We start from the raw sequence: 18345 nt of genomic DNA, 5'->3' as shown, positions 1-18345 counted from the left end.
ATGGCGGGTCTCACCGTGAGCGTCGTCTCGGCTGACCGCGAGGTCTGGTCGGGCGACACCACCATGGTCGTCGCACGCACGACGGAGGGCCAGATCGGCATCCTCGCGGGGCACGAGCCGATGCTCGCGATCCTCGCGCAGGGTCAGGTCCGCATCACGCGGGCCGACGGCTCCACCGTCGCGGTCGACGCTGAGGACGGCTTCCTCTCCGTCGAGCACGACACGGTCACGATCGTGGCGCGGCAGGCCGCGCTGGCGTCCTGACCGGACTGACCGTCCTCCTCCCGCCGTCCGAGACGAAGCGGGAGGGTGGGGACACGGAGCGCACCCTCGACCTGGGTGCACTCTCGTTCCCGGAACTGGACACAGAGCGGGCCGCGGTGATCACCGCGGCCCGCTCCGTCAGTTCCGAGGAGTCCTCTGCCCGGACGGCGTTGAAGCTGGGACCGAAGTCGATCGCCGAACGACTCCGCAACCTGGTCCTCGAGACCAGTCCGACCATGCCGGCGATCGAGCGGTACACCGGCGTGCTCTACGACCCGTTGGACGCGCTGTCCGCAGACCCTGCGACCCGTTCCTGGTGGGACGACCACGTCGTGGTGCAGTCCGCGATGTTCGGTCCGGTCGGCGCGGGCGACCTGGTCCCCGCCTACCGGCTGTCGCACGACTCGCGACTGCCCGGGCTGCGACTCGCGTCGCTCTGGCCGACTCCGGCCGCGAAGGCGTTGTCGACCCGTCCGCCGGGGTTGGTGCTCGACCTCCGCTCCGAGGGGTACCGCGCGCTCGGCCCGGTGCCGGGCGCCATTCCCCTGCGGGTGGTGAGCGTCGCCGGCGACGGTCGTCGGAAGGCACTCAACCACTGGAACAAGACCGCCAAGGGGCGGCTGGTGTCGCTGCTCGGCCGGACCGGCGCTGCGGTCTCGACGATGGTCGAGCTCAGTGAGTGGGCTGCGGTCCACGGGGTGGTCGTCGAGCGGGTGGACGGCGGCTGGGACCTCGTCGCCGAGAGTCTCGAGCCCGTCATGGTCTGACGGCTCTTCCTCCACAGGGCGGTCGCGATGTGCGTTCGTCCACGGGTCGTCGTCGCGGCCGTCCTGGAGGCTCGCCTCGCGTCAGGATCGTCGGCATGCGAACCACGGACACGACGACCACAGCGACCCCTGCGCCCCGGATGTACGGCACGACGAGCGGCACGACCACCGGCGGAACATCCCTCCGGTACAGCCACGAGATCGCTGCGGCGGTCACCCTGCCGAGTGGCGCCCGGGCGCTCGTGGCGCCGGGACCGCTGACCGCCGCCGCCGGCATCGCGCTGACGACGGCCTGCGCGGCGCTGTCGACCCGACTGGCGTTGCTCGCCTTCCTCGCCGATCCCCAGGCGGACGAGCCGATCGGCATCACCGGGCACGATCCCTTCACCGAACCCACGCCGCCGGCCCTCGTCGGCTCCGGACCGGAACCGGACCGCGAGCGCGTGCGCCGAGCGGGGGACCGGTGCGTGCACGCCTGGCGCCTCTGGACGCAGGACCGGGATTCCGGTCAGTCGGTGGTCGGCGTCGCCGGCGCGCTCGGGCTCGGGGCCTGGTGCGCGTGGGCGGTCCATGCAGAGGCACGCGCGGCGACGCGTGCGCGCTACGCGCTCGACCTGCGGAGCCAGGATCCGCTCGCTCGCCTGGTGCTGCGGAGCTGCACCCTCGGTGTCCGAGCGGTGTGGCGTGGATGAGACCGGGTACACCGCATCGTCTACGGTTGTGGTGCCGACGGAAGGAGCCGCACGTGCAGGACGACGAGGACCAGCTCGACGACACCGTGCTGCGCGCATCGCTCCGACACCCGGGCGACGCCGACGCGGATCCCCTCGACGACACGGTCGTGCGCCCCGGGCGCCATCGGAGCCCTGCGTCGTCACCCGCTTCGCCATCCCCTTCTGCGCCATCCCCCTCGGCGGCGGTCCCGGCTCCTGCTCTGCCGGCCGCGCCCCGGCTCGGTCCAGGTGCGGGCACTGGTCCCGACCTCAGCCCCATCGCCAGCCCCGATCTCGGGATCGACATCCCCGTGCCGGTGCCGTCGGTACGCGTCAACGGACGGTTGTACCGCCTCGACCGTCCGGTGGTCGTCGGCCGCCGGCCCGGACCCCCGCGTGTCGTCCAGGGCGCCGCCCCGCAGCTCGTGACCGTGCCCTCGCCAGGGGGAGTGGTCTCGTCGTCCCACGTCCTGTTCCACGCTGCCGGTTCGACTGCGGTCGTCGACGACCTCCGCGCCACGAACGGCACGGTCGTCCGTGCTCCGGGTGCCCCGCCGCACCGGATGCCCGCGGGTGCCTCGATGGTCGTGCTGACCGGTACGGTTGTCGACATCGGGGACGGCGCCACCATCGAGGTGCTGTCGCCGTACCTGCGGTCCGTCCCTCCCGGCGGCCGCGAGTCGTCCGGACCGCTGCCTGTCCCACCTCCCACACCCGGTCCGTCCCGAACCCCCAGAGAGCGACCCTGAACCGTGACCGAACTCGGCCGTGCTGCCTCCTCCCACGCCATCGACCTGCCTGACGGCAACGGTGCGACGCTGACCCTGTCCTGGGGGGCCGCGACCGACGTCGGTCGTCGCCGGGACCACAACGAGGACAGCTACATCGTCGATGCCCCGTACTTCGTGGTGGCGGACGGCATGGGCGGGCACCTGGCGGGGGACCGGGCGTCGGACGCCGTCGTCCGTCGGCTCGGCGACTCCACGACGGAGCCGTTCGCCTCGCGTCAGACCATCCAGCGCGCGCTGCTGCTCGCGACCGCCGACATCGAGAAGGCGGCGGGCGGCAACGCGATCGGCGCCGGCACGACGGTCACCGGCGTCGCGCTCGTCGCGTCGCAGGGGCAGCCCTCGGCGCTCGTGTTCAACGTCGGTGACTCGCGCACCTACCGCAGCGACGCGGGTGCCCCGTTGAAGCGTCTGACGATCGACCACTCCGTCGTCCAGGAGATGGTGGACGCCGGCGTCCTGCGGGCCGAGGACGCCGAGTCCCACCCCGACAGCAACGTCATCACCCGCGCCGTGGGGTTCGGTGAGCCGCCGGAGCCGGACTGGTGGACCATCCCCCTCCGCACCGGTGACCGTTACGTCGTCTGCTCCGACGGGCTGACGAAGGAGATCGGCGACGTCGGCATCTCCCGCATCGCGGCGAAGGTCGACGACCCGCAGGAGCTCGCGGAACGCCTGGTCGGCGACGCCGTGATCGCCGGCGGTCGCGACAACGTCACGGTCGTCGTGCTGCAGGTCGACGCGGCCCCGGCAGTGTCGGACGACATCGAGGACACGCTCCCGCGTCGCTGACCCTGGCGGCAGGTGCTGCGAACCGGGCTGGGGCATCAGGTCCGGTAGAATTTCACCGTGGTGTCCGCACCATCTCATCGAGCCGGGAAGGAGCGTCATGGCCCGCAGACTGCCGTCGACACCTCCCGTGATCCCGGGCTTCACCCCGGTGCACGTCCTCGGCTCCGGTGGCTTCGCCGACGTGTTCCTCTACGAGCAGGACATGCCCCGCCGGAAGGTGGCGGTGAAGGTCCTCCTCGACGAGGTCGTCGACGACCGCGTGCGTCAGATGTTCCAGGGTGAGGCGAACCTGATGGCACGCCTCAGCACGCACCCCTCGATCCTCACCGTCTTCCAGGCGAGTGTCGCCGCCGACGGACGTCCCTACCTCGTGATGGAACTGTGCTCGGCGTCGATCAGCGAGCGGTACCGCCGAGAACCCGTCCCGGTGTCCCAGGTCCTCTCCGTCGGCGTGCGGATCGGATCGGCGCTCGAGACGGCGCACCGCGAAGGCGTCCTGCACCGTGACGTGAAGCCGTCGAACATCCTGCTGACGGCGTACGGCAACCCCGTCCTGTCGGACTTCGGGATCGCAGCGACGCTCGGTGAAGCCGACCCGGACGAACCCGTCGGCATGTCCATCCCCTGGTCGGCGCCGGAGGTCCTCGCCGACGAGTCGCGCGGCACGATCCAGTCCGAGGTCTACTCGCTCGCTGCGACCGTCTACTCGCTGCTCGCCGGCCGCAGCCCCTTCGAGGTCCCGGGCGGGAAGAACGGCGCCGCGGAGCTGATGGCACGGATCGACAAGGGCGGCCCGCGCCCGACCGGACGCCCGGACGTCCCGCCCACGCTCGAACGGGTCCTCGCGGCAGCACTGTCCCGTCGGCCGCGCGACCGCCCGTCCACGGTGATGGAACTCGTGCGCGGGTTCCAGCAGGTCGAGGCCGAGCTGGGCCTCCCGCAGACCCCGGCCGAGGTCGCGGTGGAGGCCTGGGCGGTCACCACCCCCTCGCGTCCCGACGAGCAGACCGTCATCGCGGCCGTCGGTGCCGCCGCGGCGGGCAGCGTCGCCCGATCTGGTCGACGTCGTCGGAACCGCTCCGACCTGCGGGGCGGTTCGGTGGCGAGCGCATCGCAGAGTGTCGGCACCGTGCACCGGTCGGCCTCGACGGCGCGGGGACGCCGCGGGTCCCGCGCTGCGCTGGTGTGGGCGACCGCCCTGTCCACGGTCGTCGTGCTCGCGCTGGCCGTGACGACCGTCGCCGTGCTGACCCGCGGCGGTGACGACGCCGTCCCGGTGGTGTCGGACCTCAGCGCCACCGCCGGTGCGTCCACCGTCACGTTCCGGTGGACCGATCCGGGCCTCCGACAGGGGGACACCTTCGTCGTGACGGCGGACGGAACGACGAGCCAGCAGACGGGGACGACGTTCGTCGCGACCGGACGTGCCGGCGTCGAACAATGCATCCGTGTCGCGGTGAACCGGGACGGCCGCACGGGCGCGGACAGCGCCGAGCGGTGCGGCACGATCGGCGGAGCCCGGTGATCCGGCGGCTGCTCGCCGCCCGGCGTTCCGCGACCGTGACGACCGTGGTGGCCGTCGTGGTCGGGGCCGTCGTCGCCGGCACTGCCCTCGTCTCGAACGGGTACCACGCCCAACGGGTGGACCTCGGTGACGGCACGGTGTGGGTGCCCTCGGCGCAGTACGGTGCCGTCGGCCGCGCCAACCCCCAGGTGCTCGAACTGAACACCGCGGTGGAGACCTCCTCGGACGCCACGTCCGTGCTGCAGCACGGGTCGATGGTGTATGCCGTGGACCAGACGAAGGGCACCGTCGCCCGGGTCGACGTCGCCGACGCCACCCTCGGCGACGCGGTGACCCTCCCCACCGGCTCGCCGACCGTCCTGTTCGCCGGCGACACCGCGGTCGTCGGCAACACGGACACCGGCGGGCTCTGGACCACCCCGGCCCGTTCCCTCGACGAGTTCGACGCGTCGACCGACCCGCAGCTCACCCTCGGCGCCGACGCCGTCTTCGACGCCTCGACGGAGCACGTCGCGGTCTACTCGCCCCGGACCGGTACCGCCTCGCTCGTCGCCCTCGGGACGACGCCGACCGTCGAACGCCGTGCGACCGTCCGGATGGACCGCACTCACGACTTCCAGGTCGCGACCGTCGGCGACCACCTCGCCGTCCTCGACCGCACCGACGGCGTGCTCTCGGTCGACGGCCGCACCGTCGACCTCGGGGACCGCGTGGGCTCCGCTCCCGCCCTGCAGCAGTCCGCCGACGCCGGCGACGACGTCACGGTGGCGGGGACGACCGGCCTGGTCCGGGTCTCGGCGTCGGGGGCCGTGCAGCAGTCCGCCCTCGCCGTGTCCGGCCGCGCGGCCCGACCGTGGACCGACGACGGCTGCACGTTCGGTGCCTGGAGCGGCGGGCAGGCGGTCGACACGTGCGACGGCCGTGCGGTGCAGGACCTGGACCGGGTGCCTGGAGGCGCCGCCCTCCAGGTCGTCCACAACGGTCGCACCGTGGTGGCGAACGACCCGGAGAGCGGACGCACCTGGGCCGTCGGACGGAGCGGCCAGCTCATCGACAACTGGGCGCAGCTCGTCGACCAGCAGGACGACCAGCAGCAGGAGCGTGCGTCCGACGACGACCCTGAGGTCGAGAAGGAACAGGCGCCGCCGGTCGCGGTCGACGACGACCTGGGCGCTCGTCCGGGGCGCACCACGACCCTCCCGGTCCTGCTCAACGACCACGACCCGAACGGCGACCCGCTGGTCGTCAGCGAGGTGGGCGACGTCGACGAACGGGTCGCGCGCGTCGCGATCGTGACGGACGGCCAGCAGCTGCAGATCTCGCTGCCCGCGGCGGCGACGGGCGTCGTGACGTTCCCGTACACGATCACCGACGGCAACGGCGGGTCGGACACGGCGACCGTCCGGGTGACCGTCCGGCCGGAGTCGGAGAACGCCCCGCCCCGGCAGGTCCGCGACACCCGGGCCGACGTCGTCCGGGGCGGACACGTCTCGACGAACGTCCTCGGCGACTGGATCGACCCGGACGGCGACCCGGTCTACCTCGAGTCCGCCAGCCCGTCCGAGGGCGACCACACCTCGACGACCCCGGACGGCCTGCTCGACTACCGCAACGACAGCGGCCGCACCGGTGACCGGGTCCAGCAGGTCACGGTCAGCGACGGCCGCGACGCCGGCGGCGGATCCGTCACCGTGGCGGTGGCGGCGCAGGGTGACGTGCCGCTCCGGGCCGAGGGGTTCCCGGTCAGCGGGTACGCCGACAAGCCGTTCACGGTCGACCCCCTCGACCACGTCCGCGGTGGCAACGGTGCCGTCACGCTGACGAGCGTGTCCTCGGCGCGCGGCCTGACGGTGACGCCGAGCTACGACAGCGGGACGGTGGAGGTCGAGGCACGGACGCCGGGCGACTGGCAGCTCGAGTACACGGTCTCGGACGGCACGAAGACCGCCAGCGGCGTGGTCCGGATCACCGTGCTCGCACCGCCGGACGCCTCGGCCGCGCCGGTCACGACCCCGAAGACCGTCTTCGTCACCACGCTCTCGACGAAGGACACCGACGTCACGGCGACCGACTTCGACCCGGCCGGCGGGGTCCTCCTCGTCACCGGGCTCGACGGGCCGCCGAGCGGCTCCGGGGTGCAGGCGGACGTGGTCGACCAGCACATCGTCCGGGTCAGCCTCACCGCTCCGCTCGCGGGCCCGGTGTCCTTCGGGTACACGGTCTCGAACGGGTTGGCGACGGCCACCGGCACGATCACGGTCGTCGAGATCCCCGAGCCGGACCGCATCCAGCCGCCGGTCGCCCAACCCGACACCGCGACCGTCCGGGTCGGCGCCGTCACCGACATCGACGTCCTGGCGAACGACACGCAGCCGGAGGGCGGTGCGATCTCGCTCCGGCCCGACCTGGTGCAGGACGTCCCGCGCGGTGGCGGCCTGCTGTTCGTCTCCGGCGACCACCTCCGCTACCTCGCACCGAACACCCCGGGCACGTACACAGCCGCCTACCGCGTCGCCGGTCCGGACGGCCAGACCGCGGACGCGACCGTCTCGGTGTCGGTCCGCGACCGCGACCGCGCGACGAACGGCGCCCCCGTGCCGCAGACCGTGACCGCACGCGTCGTCGCCGGGCAGTCCGTCCGTGTGTCGGTGCCGCTCACCGGGATCGACCCCGACGGTGACTCCGTGCAGCTGGTCGGCGTCGCATCGAACCCGGAGAAGGGCTCGGTGGCCGACGTCACGTCCGACTCGCTGACCTACGAGGCCGGCGACTACTCCGCCGGGACCGACGAGTTCACGTACACCGTGGTCGACGCTCTCGGTGCCCGCGCCACCGGGACCGTCCGGGTCGGGATCGCTCCGCGGGCCGACCAGGCCGGTCGGCCCGTCGCCGAACCCGACCGCGTCACGATCCGCCCCGGTGGCTCGGTCTCCGTCCGGGTGCTGCAGAACGACTCCGACCCGGAGGGCGGCCGCCTCACCGTCACCGCGGTCGAACCCGGCGCGTCCGACGTCCGCGCGCGGATCGTCGGCGGCCAGACCGTGCAGGTCACCCCGCCGGCGTCCGCCCGGCGTGGTGACTTCGCGGTCGCCTACACCGTGGCTGACGAACAGGGGGCGACGAGCACGGCCTTCGTCACCGTGACCGTCGACCGCGACGCCCTCCCGCTGCGTCCCGAGGTCGACGACACCGTCCTCGACCTGCAGGACGTCGTCGGACGGCAGAGCGTGACGGTGGACGTCCTCCGCAACGTCTTCTTCGCCGAGGGCACCGACGCGGACCTCCGTGTCGGCGTGGTCGGCGGCTACGGGGACGCCGCGTCCGTCACGAGCGACGACCGCCTCAGCATCCGGGTCTCCGACGCCTCGCAGGTGATCCCGTTCTCGGTGACCCGACGTGACCACCCGGACGTGGTGTCCTACGGCTTCGTCCACCTCCCCGGATCCGACGACGCCCTGCCGCAACTCGACCGGACCGCGCCCGCGATCTCGGTCCGGAGCGAGTCGACGGTGCGCATCCCGCTCTCGCGCTACGTCGTGACCGCGAGCGGGAAGACCGCGACCGTCACGGACCGAGGGGCTGTCAAGGCGACGCACGCCGACGGGGGCTCGCTCGTGCTCGACGACTCGACGCTGCAGTTCACGTCGTCGAAGCTCTACTTCGGCAAGGCGTCGATCTCGTTCGAGGTGACGGACGGCTCCGCGGCGAACGGCGGTGCCGGACGCGTCGCGACCCTCGTGCTGCCGATCACCGTGACGCCCCGCTCCAACCAGCCACCGTCGCTGACCGGCACGACCATCGAGATGCAGCCGGGCGACCGACGCGTGCTCGACCTCACCAAGCTGACCGACTACCCGTACCCGGCGGACCTGCCCGAGCTCCGGTGGTCCGTGCTCGACCGGCCGGACGGCGGCACGACCGCGACGATCGCCGGGCAGCGACTGACCGTCGCCGTCGACGACTCGACCGCACCCGGTGCCCGGTCCACCATCGGGGTCGGCGTCGCCGACTCCACGAACCAGGGCCGGGCCGGACGGATCACCGTCGAGGTCGTCGCGTCCACCCGGCCGCTGGTCCAGCCCGGACCGGACAGCGCCGTCGTGCGCCGGGGGACCTCGACCACGATCGACGTCCTCGCCAACGACGGACAGACGAACCCCTTCCCGGGCCAGCCGTTGCGGGTCATCGACATCCGGGGTCTCGCGGGTGGCATCCCCGCCGGTGTGACCGTCACCCCGAGCGCCGACCGGTCGCGCCTCCGGGTGGGTGTCGCGGCGGACGCGCAACCGGTGGACACGCACCTGCAGTACCGGGTCGCGGACGCGACGGGCGACGCCGACCGATCGGTGTGGGGCGACGTGACGGTCTCCGTGCAGGACGTCCCCGACGCCCCCGGCACGCCGACCCGGACCGGCGCCGAGACCGGCGGGCAGATCACGCTGAGTTGGTCCACCCCGCGGGCGAACAACTCGCCGATCACCGGCTACCGAGTGACCGGGACCGGCGGCGTCGCGAAGGACTGCGGCACCGCGACCGTCTGCACCCTCACCGGACTGGACCCGACCCGGTCCTACCGGTTCAGCGTCCTGGCCGAGAACGCCATCGGGAGCTCGCAGCCCTCGCCGCAGTCCGCCACCATGAGCGCCGACTTCGTCCCGGCGGCACCGACCGGGCTGTCCGTCGTGCCCGACCGGACGAACCCCGGCCAGCTCGACGTCTCGTGGGACGCGGTCCCGCGCCCGGCCACGGGCAGCGCCGTCGACGACCACGTGGTGACGATCGCCGGCCCGGGTCTCACCGACACGAAGCGGACCGGCACCGCGACGACCACGTCCTTCAGCGGTGCGACGAGTGGTGCGGTCTACGTCGTGACGGTCTCGCCGCGCAACGACGCGGCCCGGGACGGCACGGCGGTGCAGTGGAACAGTTCGACCGCGTCCGGCACCGCCGTCGGGACCCCTGGACCGCCGCAGGACGTCCGGGCCGTCACCGGCGACCAGCCGGACGACCAGGGCAAGTCGACCGTGACGATCACCTGGTCGCCTGCCGACGGCGCCGGGGGAGCGGGACCGACCTACCGGGTCTACCGGATCGCCTCCGGCACGAGCCCGAGCTGCGCCGCGCTGGCGGACCAGACGTCGCTCGGCGCGCAGTCCGGCACGACCGACTCGGGCGTCGGCGGCGGTGGTGTCCGCTACGCGGTCGTGTCCGACAACGGCCTGTTCTGCAACGTCGCCTCCGCCAGCGCGGTCGCCTACGAGACGCCCGGTGGTACCGCTTCGCCGACCGTCGCGGTCGTCCCCGGGGCGACGGTGAACCAGGCCGACGTCCGGGTCACCGCTCCGGGTTCGGACGTCGACCACTACCGCCTGCAGACCGGTGCGTCGGTCGTCACCCTGCAGCCGGGTCAGGCGTGGACCGGCGTGCCGGGTGCCGGCGCGCGCAACGCCGCAGCCACCGTCACCCTGCAGGCGTGCGGCGCACCCGGCGACGCGTTCTGCACCGGCAAGGACGCTTCCTGGTCGGGGACCGTCGCCGCGTTCGACACCGCGAGCACGGTGACCGGCGCGCAGGAGGGCACGCGGATCGCCCTCACCGGCCCCGCCGTCGGCGCCGGGGTCAGCGTCACGTACACGGCACGGTGGTACAGCGACGCCGCCGGGATCTTCCCGATCGCCGCGCAGGCGTCCGACACTTGGCAGTCGGGCGGCACCGACCCCACCGCACCGACCGGCGCTCGGTTCGTCCGGGTCCTCGTCACCGCCCAGTTGGACGCCGACCCGCGGTCCTCGGCGACGAACGAGAAGTCACCGGCGACGTCGGCGGTCGCGGCAGCGGACCCACCGCCGGACCCCGCCCCCGCGGATCCGGCACCGGCGGACCCGGCACCGGCGCCCGGCTCCGGCGACCCGAGCCAGCCGACACCGTGACACCGTGCAGCGCGAGCACGACGAGCTCCCCGAGCACCCCGAGCACCGACCACGCCGTCCCCACTACAGAAGGAACGACACCCGCATGAGCATGACCCCGGAGCAGGCCACCCGGTTCGCCGACGTCGCCGGCCGCATCGTGTCGAACGTCGAGCAGGTGCTCCTCGGCAAGACGTTCGTGATCCGGCTCGCCGTCACCGCGATGCTCAGCGAGGGACACCTGCTGCTCGAAGACGTCCCCGGCACCGGCAAGACCAGCCTGGCGCGCGCCCTCGCCCAGAGCGTCCAGGGGTCGACGAACCGGATCCAGTTCACCCCCGACCTGCTGCCCGGCGACATCAGCGGGATCAGCGTCTACGACCAGCGGGCGCAGGAGTTCGAGTTCCACCGCGGTCCGGTGTTCGCGAACATCGTGCTGGCCGACGAGATCAACCGCGCCAGTCCGAAGACCCAGTCCGCCCTGCTCGAGGCGATGGAGGAGTCCGCCGTCACCGTCGACGGTGTCACCCACCGACTGGCGCAGCCGTTCATGGTCGTCGCGACGCAGAACCCGATCGAACAGGCCGGGACCTACCGCCTGCCCGAGGCACAGCTCGACCGCTTCCTCATGAAGACGTCCATCGGCTACCCGGACCACGCGGCGACGGTCCGGATCCTCGAGACGTCCGCGGCACCGTCCGCCGCGGTGCCGGTCGCGAGCGTCGTCCCCGCCGCGACCGTCACCGAGATGGCCGCGCTCGCCCGCACCGTGCACGTCGACCCCGTCATCGCCGACTACGTCGCGCGACTCGTGGACGGCACCCGCGCCGCCGACGAGGTCCGACTCGGTGTCAGCGTCCGCGGTGCGATGGGCCTGATGCGCGCCAGCCGCGTCCTCGCCGCCGTCACCGGACGGCACTACGTCACACCCGACGACGTGAAGGCCCTCGCCGAGCCGGTCCTCGCCCACCGCATGGTGCTCGACCCGGAGGCCGAGTTCGACGGCGTCAGCGCCTCGAGCGTGGTCGCGCAGCTGCTCGTCGAGACGCCACCGCCGGCCGACCGGGTCCCACGGTGACGGATCGCCGTCCCGCCGACACACGGTCTCGTCGTCCCCTCGCGACGCGGTCGCGTCGCGCGGGCGTGCAGGAGCGCACCGGGACGGTCGCCGGCCTCACCAACGTCCGGACCCGCCTCGTCGGTGAGCGTGAGGACGTCGCCGCCGACGCGGTGGTCGGCGTGGTCCGCGCCTGGCGCTCGCTCGGGAGGCTCGTCCGCCGTGCCGGGGGCGAGGTCGCGTCCGTCGTGACACCGCTCGGGTGGATCGTGGCCGTCCTCACGGTCGTCGCGTTCGTCGCCGGGTACCGCGCCGGGCTCCGGGAGGTCGTCGTCGTCGGGTGGGCGGGAGCAGTCCTCGTCGTGGTGGCGGCGATCGCCCTCCTCGGCCGGTCCCGCCTGCTCATCCGGATGACCCCGCCGCAGCACCGGGTGGTGGTGGGGGACGAGGCCGGCGTGACCATCACCGCGGAGAACCCCACGCGCCTCCCGACCGTCCCGACGACGGTGGAGGTGCCGGTCGGCACCGGGCTCGTCGACGTGACGATCCCCACGGTGGCGCCCCGCGGCACCTTCGAGCAGCACGTCGCGGTCCCGACCGTCCGCCGTGGCGTGCTCGATGTCGGACCGGTGACCGGCGTCCGTGCCGACCCCGTCGGCCTGGTGCGCCGCGAGGTCGTCTGGACCGCTCGCGAGCAGGTGATCGTGCACCCGCGGACGATCGCGATCCCGTCGACGAGCACCGGGCTGGTCCGCGACCTCGAGGGGCAGGCGACGACCGACCTCTCGCCGGCCGACATCGCCTTCCACGCGATCCGCGAGTACATGCCGGGTGACGACCCCCGGACGATCCACTGGAAGTCGACCGCCAAGACCGGGGCCTTCATGGTGCGGCAGTTCGAGGACACCCGGCGCTCACACCTCGTCGTCGCACTCGGCATCGCCCGCGCCGAGTTCGCGGACGAAGACGAGTTCGAGCTCGCGGTCAGCGTCGCCGCGTCGCTCGGCGCCCGTGCCGTCCGGGACGGCCGGGAGGTCACCGTCGTCGTCTCGGAACGCACCCCGGAGTTCGCCAAGCGTGCCGTCCGCGCCGTGCGTCCGCTGCCGACCGTCACCCCGACCCGCCTGCTCGATGCGTTCGCCCGGGTGGGGCTGGCCGACGCCTGTCTGCCGATCGCCGAGGTCGCGCGCATCGCCGGTCGGGACACCCCCGGCATCTCCGTTGCGTTCCTGGTCGTCGGTTCGACCGTCGCGGTGCCGGCCCTCCGCCTCGCCGCCTCGCGGTTCCCCGTCGGGGTCGAGGTCGTCGCCGTCGTCTGCGAACCGGAGGCCGTGCCCCGGTCCGTCCGGGTCGGCGCGTTGACGGTCATGACGGTCGGGTACCTCGAGGACCTCCGCCACGCCCTGCAGCGGTCAGTCAGCGCATGAGCATCGACGAGCGCCGAACTGCACCGAACGCGGCACCGTCCTCCGCGCCCCGGTCGGGCGCACGTGGTGCCCGCCGACGTCGGGTGTCGCCGCTGCGTCTGGTCGCGGGCACGCTGGCCGTCTGGCTCCTCGTGGCACTCGCGAGCACGGCGTGGTGGCCGATCCACCGTGACACCGCGATGGTGACCGCAGGGGTCACGGCCGTGGTCGTCGGTTCGGTGGTGGCGCTGCTGGGAGCCGGGATGCGCCTCCCGGCATCGGTCGTGTCGATCGCGACCGTCGTCGGCTTCGCGGCCACCGGCGTCCCCGCTGCCGTGCCCGGCGCGGCGGACGGCCCGTTGCCGACGTTGCCCGGACTGGTCGAGCTCTTCAGCGGAGTCGCCCTCGGGTGGCGGCGCCTCCTGACGATCACCCTGCCGGTCGGGTCGTACGAGGCGCTCCTCGTGCCGTACTTCGTGTCGGTCCTCCTCGTGACGGTCGTCGGCGTGAGCATCGCGACCCGCACCTCCCGTCCGGAACTCGCCAGCCTGCCGGCGCTCGCGCTCTTCGTGACCGGGACCGTCTTCGGACCGACGCGGCTCGAGACGTCCGTCTGGCTCGGTGTCCTGCTCGCCGGGGTCGCGCTCGTCTGGGCGCTGACCGTCCGGCACCTCCGTCGCGCGACGACCGTCGCAGCGACCACCGGAACCCGCGTCCCGATCGGCCGGGCGGTGGTCCGGCCGGCGCTGGTCGGCACGGCGACGATCGCCGCGGCCGCCGTCGTCGCCACCGGGATCGGTCTCGTCGCGCCGCCGTCGGGAGCCCGTACCGTCGCCCGCACGGACGTCGTGAAACCCTTCGACCCGCGCGACCAGGTCAGCCCGTTGAGCGGGTTCCGCGCCTACGAGGAGTCCGACCGAGCCGACGAGCCGCAACTCACCGTCACCGGGTTGCCCGCCGGCGGTTTCGTCCGGATCGCGACCCTGGACACCTACGACGGCGTCGTCTACCGCGTCGGAGGTCCGGACGGCGCCTCGGCGTCCGGCTCCTTCGAGCGGGTCCCGACCGCGGTCGACACCCGCGACGTGCGGGGGACCCCTGTCGACGTCGCCGTGACGGTGCAGGGGTACCGGGGCGTCTGGTTGCCCACGGTCGGTGACCTGACGTCGGTCGCGTTCCGCGGCCCGGAGGCGGACCGTGAGCGGACCGCCTTCTTCTACAACCGCTCCACCGGCACTGCAGCCCTCGTCGACGGGGTGACCGACCGGACGCGGTACACGCTGTCCGCCGTGGTCCCCGACCAACCGACCCAGGACGAACTGACCGACGCCCGGCCGGGCGACGCCGCCGTCCCGGCACCGCGCGCGGTGCCGGCCGCGGTGCAGGACGCCGTCCGTGCCGACACCGACGCGGACACGAGTGACGGAGCGCAGCTGCTCGCCGCGCTGCAGACACTGCGGCGCACCGGGTACGTCAGCCACGGCGTCGGCGACGACCGTCCCAGCCGGAGCGGTCACGGTGCCGACCGGATCACGCAGCTCCTCACCGCCGTGCCGATGGTCGGGGACCAGGAGCAGTACGCCGTCGCCGCCGCCCTGATGGCACGGGAGATCGGGTTCCCCGCGCGCGTCGTCCTCGGGTTCACGCCCGGTGGCGACTCGGGGGATCAGGAAGCTGCAGCGACGGGCGGGCGGACCACGTTCCGCGGCTCCGACGTCACGGCCCGCATCGAGGTGGACACGGCGCAGTGGGGCTGGGTCATGCTCGACCCCAACCCGGTCGTTCGGGAGATCCCGGACGAGTCCGACCAGACGCCGCAACCGGTGACGCGGCCCGAGACCGTCGTGCCACCGCCCCCGGCCCAGCAGCTCGACCAGGACCAGCAGACGCCGCCGCAGGCCGACCGGGACACCCCGCCGACGCAGCCACTGTGGTTGCAGATCCTGCTCGCGGTGTTGCCGTGGGCGCTCGGGGTCCTCGGACTCCTGGCGCTCGTGCTGCTGCCGATCGTCACCGTCGTCTCGGCCAAGCGGCTCCGACGTCGACGGCGGCGTCGAGCACCGGAGGCGCGGGCCCAGGTCGTCGGTGCGTGGGACGAGTACCGGGACGCCCTGCTCGACGGTGGTCACGACGTCGACCCGTCCGCCACCCGCCGAGAGGTCGGTCAGGCCGCGCCGGGCGATGCCGGTGCTGCGATCGCGGCCGATGCCGACGCCGCGGTCTTCGGTCCGGCCGACGTCGACCGTGCCGGTGCCGACCGGACGTGGGCGGCGGTGGACGCGGCGATCACCGCACTGCGCGCCGGCCGCGACCGGCGTGCCCGGTTCCGCGCGGCGACCTCGCTCCGGTCGTTCCGGTCGGTCCGGTCGGTCCGTTCGTTCCGTCGGTGACGACCGGTGTGGGTGCTGCGGCTGTGGCTGCCTCCGTCGGCGCGCGGAGACTGCTCTGATCGGCGGTGACTACGATGTCCCGAGGCCGGAAGCACCTCGCGGACGGCCGGACGAGGACAGAGGCACCCTGTGATCAGATGCGAACACTGCGGATCGGCGCTCCCGGACGGAGCGATCTTCTGCGGTGAGTGCGGACGAGCCGTCACGACCTCGGCAGCTCGCCGCACTGCACCCGTCGAAGCCGTGGACCGGTCGACACCGCCGCCGCTGCAGCAGCCCGACGCGCACGGTCGCGCACCGGAGACCGCCGACGACGCGTGGCTCCCCGAATCCACGCTCGACCCAGCGACCCGGGCCTGGTTGACCGGCGCCGACCGCAACCGACCCGCTCCCGAGCCGGACGCGGCGGACCTCACGCCGCGCAGTGCGCCGACCCACGTCCACGGTGCCGGCACGGGTCTCGGCGACTGGACCGGCCGCCCCGGCGCAGCACCGACGTCGGCAGCGCAGGTGCCTGCCGAACCGACGCTCGACCCGGATGCCTTCCCCGCCGAGGACGTCGCTCCCCAGGACGACCCGGAGGTCCAGCGCACGGCCGGCTGGGCACCACCCGAGCAGCAGCCTGCAGCGCAGCAGTCCGCAGCGCAGCAGTCCGCCGGGCAGCAGTCCGCCGGGCAGCAGTCCGCCGACACGCACGGCTCCGGATCCGCCGCCCTCCCGGTCTGGGAACCGCAGGCCACCCCGGCAGCGCCGCCGGCCGGACCGTCCTGGTGGATCGGTCGTGCCCCGTCGGCCGCGGTCACCGACACGTCCTCGGCCGACGCCGACGCCGGCACCCCGGGTGCGCCCGAGGCCGGTGCGTTCGACGACGCACCCCGACCCGGCGACACCGCGGCGTTCCAGCCCGTCGTCGAACGCCGCGCGCCCCGCCCCGCTCCGCTGGTGGCTCCGGGCAGCCAGAGTGCGACCTGCCACGTCTGCGGGCACACCCTGGAACCCGACGACATCTTCTGCGAGGAGTGTGGCTCCGTCCGTCCCGCGGTCACCGCGGCCTTCACCGGTCCGGTGATGCCGCTGCCGCTCACCCGGCCCGACTGGGCGGCCGACGAGGACGCGCTCCGCAGTGCCGTCTCCGACACGCACGAGCTGACCGACGGCGACGGCGACGGCGCCGCTGACGGGCCCGTTGTCGACGGCGCGGTCGTCGACGACGCGGCCTCCGACGAGCCTGAGGCCGACGAGCAAGTGGACGACGAGCACGTTGACGACGAGCCCGCTGGCCAGCCGGAGTCGAACGGCTCCGCCGCGGACGAGCTCACCGCTGACGCTCCCGTCGCCGACGAGCCCGAGACGAACTCCGACCGGCAGGAGGACGCCGGAGGCGGCACCGATGCCGACCAGGAGGCCCACCTCACCTGGGCCGCACCGCTCCCGCCCGTGTCGCCCCAGCCCGTGACGGCACCGCCCACGACGTCGACAGTCGATGAGGCACCGGCTGCGGCCCCACTCCCGCCTGTCCCGCACGCCGGAGAGGCTCCCGAGGTCGCTCCGGCCGACGAAGCGCCGTCGGACGCCGCACTCCAGGAAGACGACGACGAGGACGTCGAGGCGACACGCATCGTGTCGCGCAAGCCCGAACACGCCCCGTTCCTGCTGCACTTCAGCACGGGCGAACGCCTCGGCGTGCATGGTTCCGCGCTGCTCGGGCGGCTGCCACGTCCGGAGCCGGAGGAGCACTTCGACGAGCTGCTGACGATCCGCGACCCCGGCAAGTCGGTGTCGAAGACGCACCTGGAACTCGGGCGTGACGGCGACGACCTCTGGGTGTCGGACCGCTACTCGGGCAACGGCACGGTCATCCGCCACATCGACGGGTCGATCCGCCGGTGCGAGCCGGGTCGGCGCTACCGGGTCGAGCGCGGAGCCCGCGTCGACGTGGGGGAGCAGTTCTTCCTGCTGCAGTGACACCGGGGCGCCTTCCTGCACCGTGACGCGCCAACGCCTGGTTCTCCACAGTCCGCACGGCGACCAGGCGGTGAGGGTCTGCTTCCCGATGTGATGGGGGCATGGAACCTCGTGGAGCACGTCGCGCGGCCGTCGTGGTGGCGGCCGTCATCACCTTCGGGATGCTGGTCGTGCCGGTCGGCAGCGTGCCGGGACTCTGCGTGGCTGCCGCGGTCTGTCTCCTCGTCGCGGTGGTGGTACGTGCGCCACGAACGGGCGGCAGTCCGGCGGCGGTCGTCATCCCTCCGGCGACCGACGACGGACACGGACGTGGACGAGGACACGGACACGGACACGGCATCGGACTCGACCCCAAACTCGACCCCGAACTCGACGGGACGGCCGAGCACGACCGGATCCCCGAGGCCGCAGCCGACGGCGCGATACTGATCGGCCGGACCTCGGGCGGCGCCCTCGTCCGGGCCGACCCGTCCGGCGGCGTCGTCGTCTGTGGCACCGGTGCGCTCGCGCGCGCGGTCTTCACCGGCCTGGTGGACCAGCTCGACGAGTTGCGCGCCAGGCCCGCTGAGCGGAGCACGGTCGACCCGCAGGCCTCGGCGACGTCGCTCCGAGTCGCGGCGGACACCGCTCTGCTCGGGCAGCGGATCGTCCGCAGCGGGATGCCGGACGGGACCTGCGCCGCCGTCCTGCTCGATCCCGAGGGGCACCGGGCCGCCTCGGTGGTGCTCGTGCCGAGCACGACGACCGCACCCCGCTACTGCACCGCCGT

At 73.5% G+C, this 18345-nt stretch carries 10 protein-coding genes and 1 pseudogene; all 11 read left to right on the top strand.

Features of this window, described 5'->3' with window-relative positions:
- Entirely contained in the window at positions 1-264 is a 264-nt protein-coding gene (locus tag DEI97_RS09835) for a F0F1 ATP synthase subunit epsilon (protein ID WP_110902146.1), read from the top strand.
- A complete protein-coding gene (locus DEI97_RS09830; RefSeq protein ID WP_349814971.1) occupies positions 261-1031 on the top strand; it encodes a YaaA family protein in 771 nt (256 codons plus the stop codon). The genes DEI97_RS09835 and DEI97_RS09830 overlap by 4 nt, the downstream gene beginning before the upstream one ends.
- A 95-nt stretch (positions 1032-1126) precedes the next feature.
- Positions 1127-1723: a hypothetical protein gene (locus DEI97_RS09825; protein WP_146248051.1), complete on the top strand. Its 597-nt coding sequence runs from the start codon at positions 1127-1129 to the stop codon at positions 1721-1723.
- A 773-nt stretch (positions 1724-2496) separates the two neighbouring features.
- Positions 2497-3324 carry a PP2C family protein-serine/threonine phosphatase gene (locus DEI97_RS09820; protein WP_253463280.1) on the top strand — a complete coding sequence of 276 codons (828 nt, stop codon included), beginning with the start codon at positions 2497-2499 and terminating at the stop codon, positions 3322-3324.
- A gap of 97 nt (positions 3325-3421) precedes the next feature.
- The gene (locus DEI97_RS09815; RefSeq protein WP_111073613.1) at positions 3422-4849 is read left to right on the top strand and encodes a serine/threonine-protein kinase; all 1428 of its coding nucleotides are present in this window, start codon (positions 3422-3424) and stop codon (positions 4847-4849) included.
- Between the two features lie 44 nt (positions 4850-4893).
- The gene (locus DEI97_RS09810) at positions 4894-10779 is read left to right on the top strand and encodes an Ig-like domain-containing protein (RefSeq protein WP_284158266.1); all 5886 of its coding nucleotides are present in this window, start codon (positions 4894-4896) and stop codon (positions 10777-10779) included.
- Between the two features lie 85 nt (positions 10780-10864).
- Positions 10865-11836: an AAA family ATPase gene (locus tag DEI97_RS09805; protein ID WP_111073611.1), complete on the top strand. Its 972-nt coding sequence runs from the start codon at positions 10865-10867 to the stop codon at positions 11834-11836.
- Positions 11837-11901: 65 nt separating this feature from the next.
- A complete protein-coding gene (locus tag DEI97_RS09800; RefSeq protein ID WP_258376622.1) occupies positions 11902-13242 on the top strand; it encodes a DUF58 domain-containing protein in 1341 nt (446 codons plus the stop codon).
- Positions 13239-15611, top strand: coding sequence for a transglutaminase TgpA family protein (locus DEI97_RS09795; protein ID WP_111073609.1), 2373 nt, complete (start codon positions 13239-13241; stop codon positions 15609-15611). Before DEI97_RS09800 ends, DEI97_RS09795 begins: the two co-directional genes overlap by 4 nt.
- A 129-nt stretch (positions 15612-15740) precedes the next feature.
- Positions 15741-15809 (top strand): annotated as a pseudogene (locus DEI97_RS17730) (zinc-ribbon domain-containing protein); the annotation flags it as partial.
- 45 nt (positions 15810-15854) lie between these two features.
- On the top strand, positions 15855-17576 hold the full coding sequence (locus DEI97_RS09790) for an FHA domain-containing protein (protein WP_220039167.1): 1722 nt from the start codon (positions 15855-15857) through the stop codon (positions 17574-17576).
- Positions 17577-18345 lie beyond the last annotated feature (769 nt).

The organism is Curtobacterium sp. MCLR17_032 (assembly GCF_003234795.2).
Classification (GTDB): Bacteria; Actinomycetota; Actinomycetes; order Actinomycetales; family Microbacteriaceae; genus Curtobacterium.
Note: the sequence above shows the minus strand (reverse complement) of the source record. Positions and strands in the feature narration are given on the sequence as shown.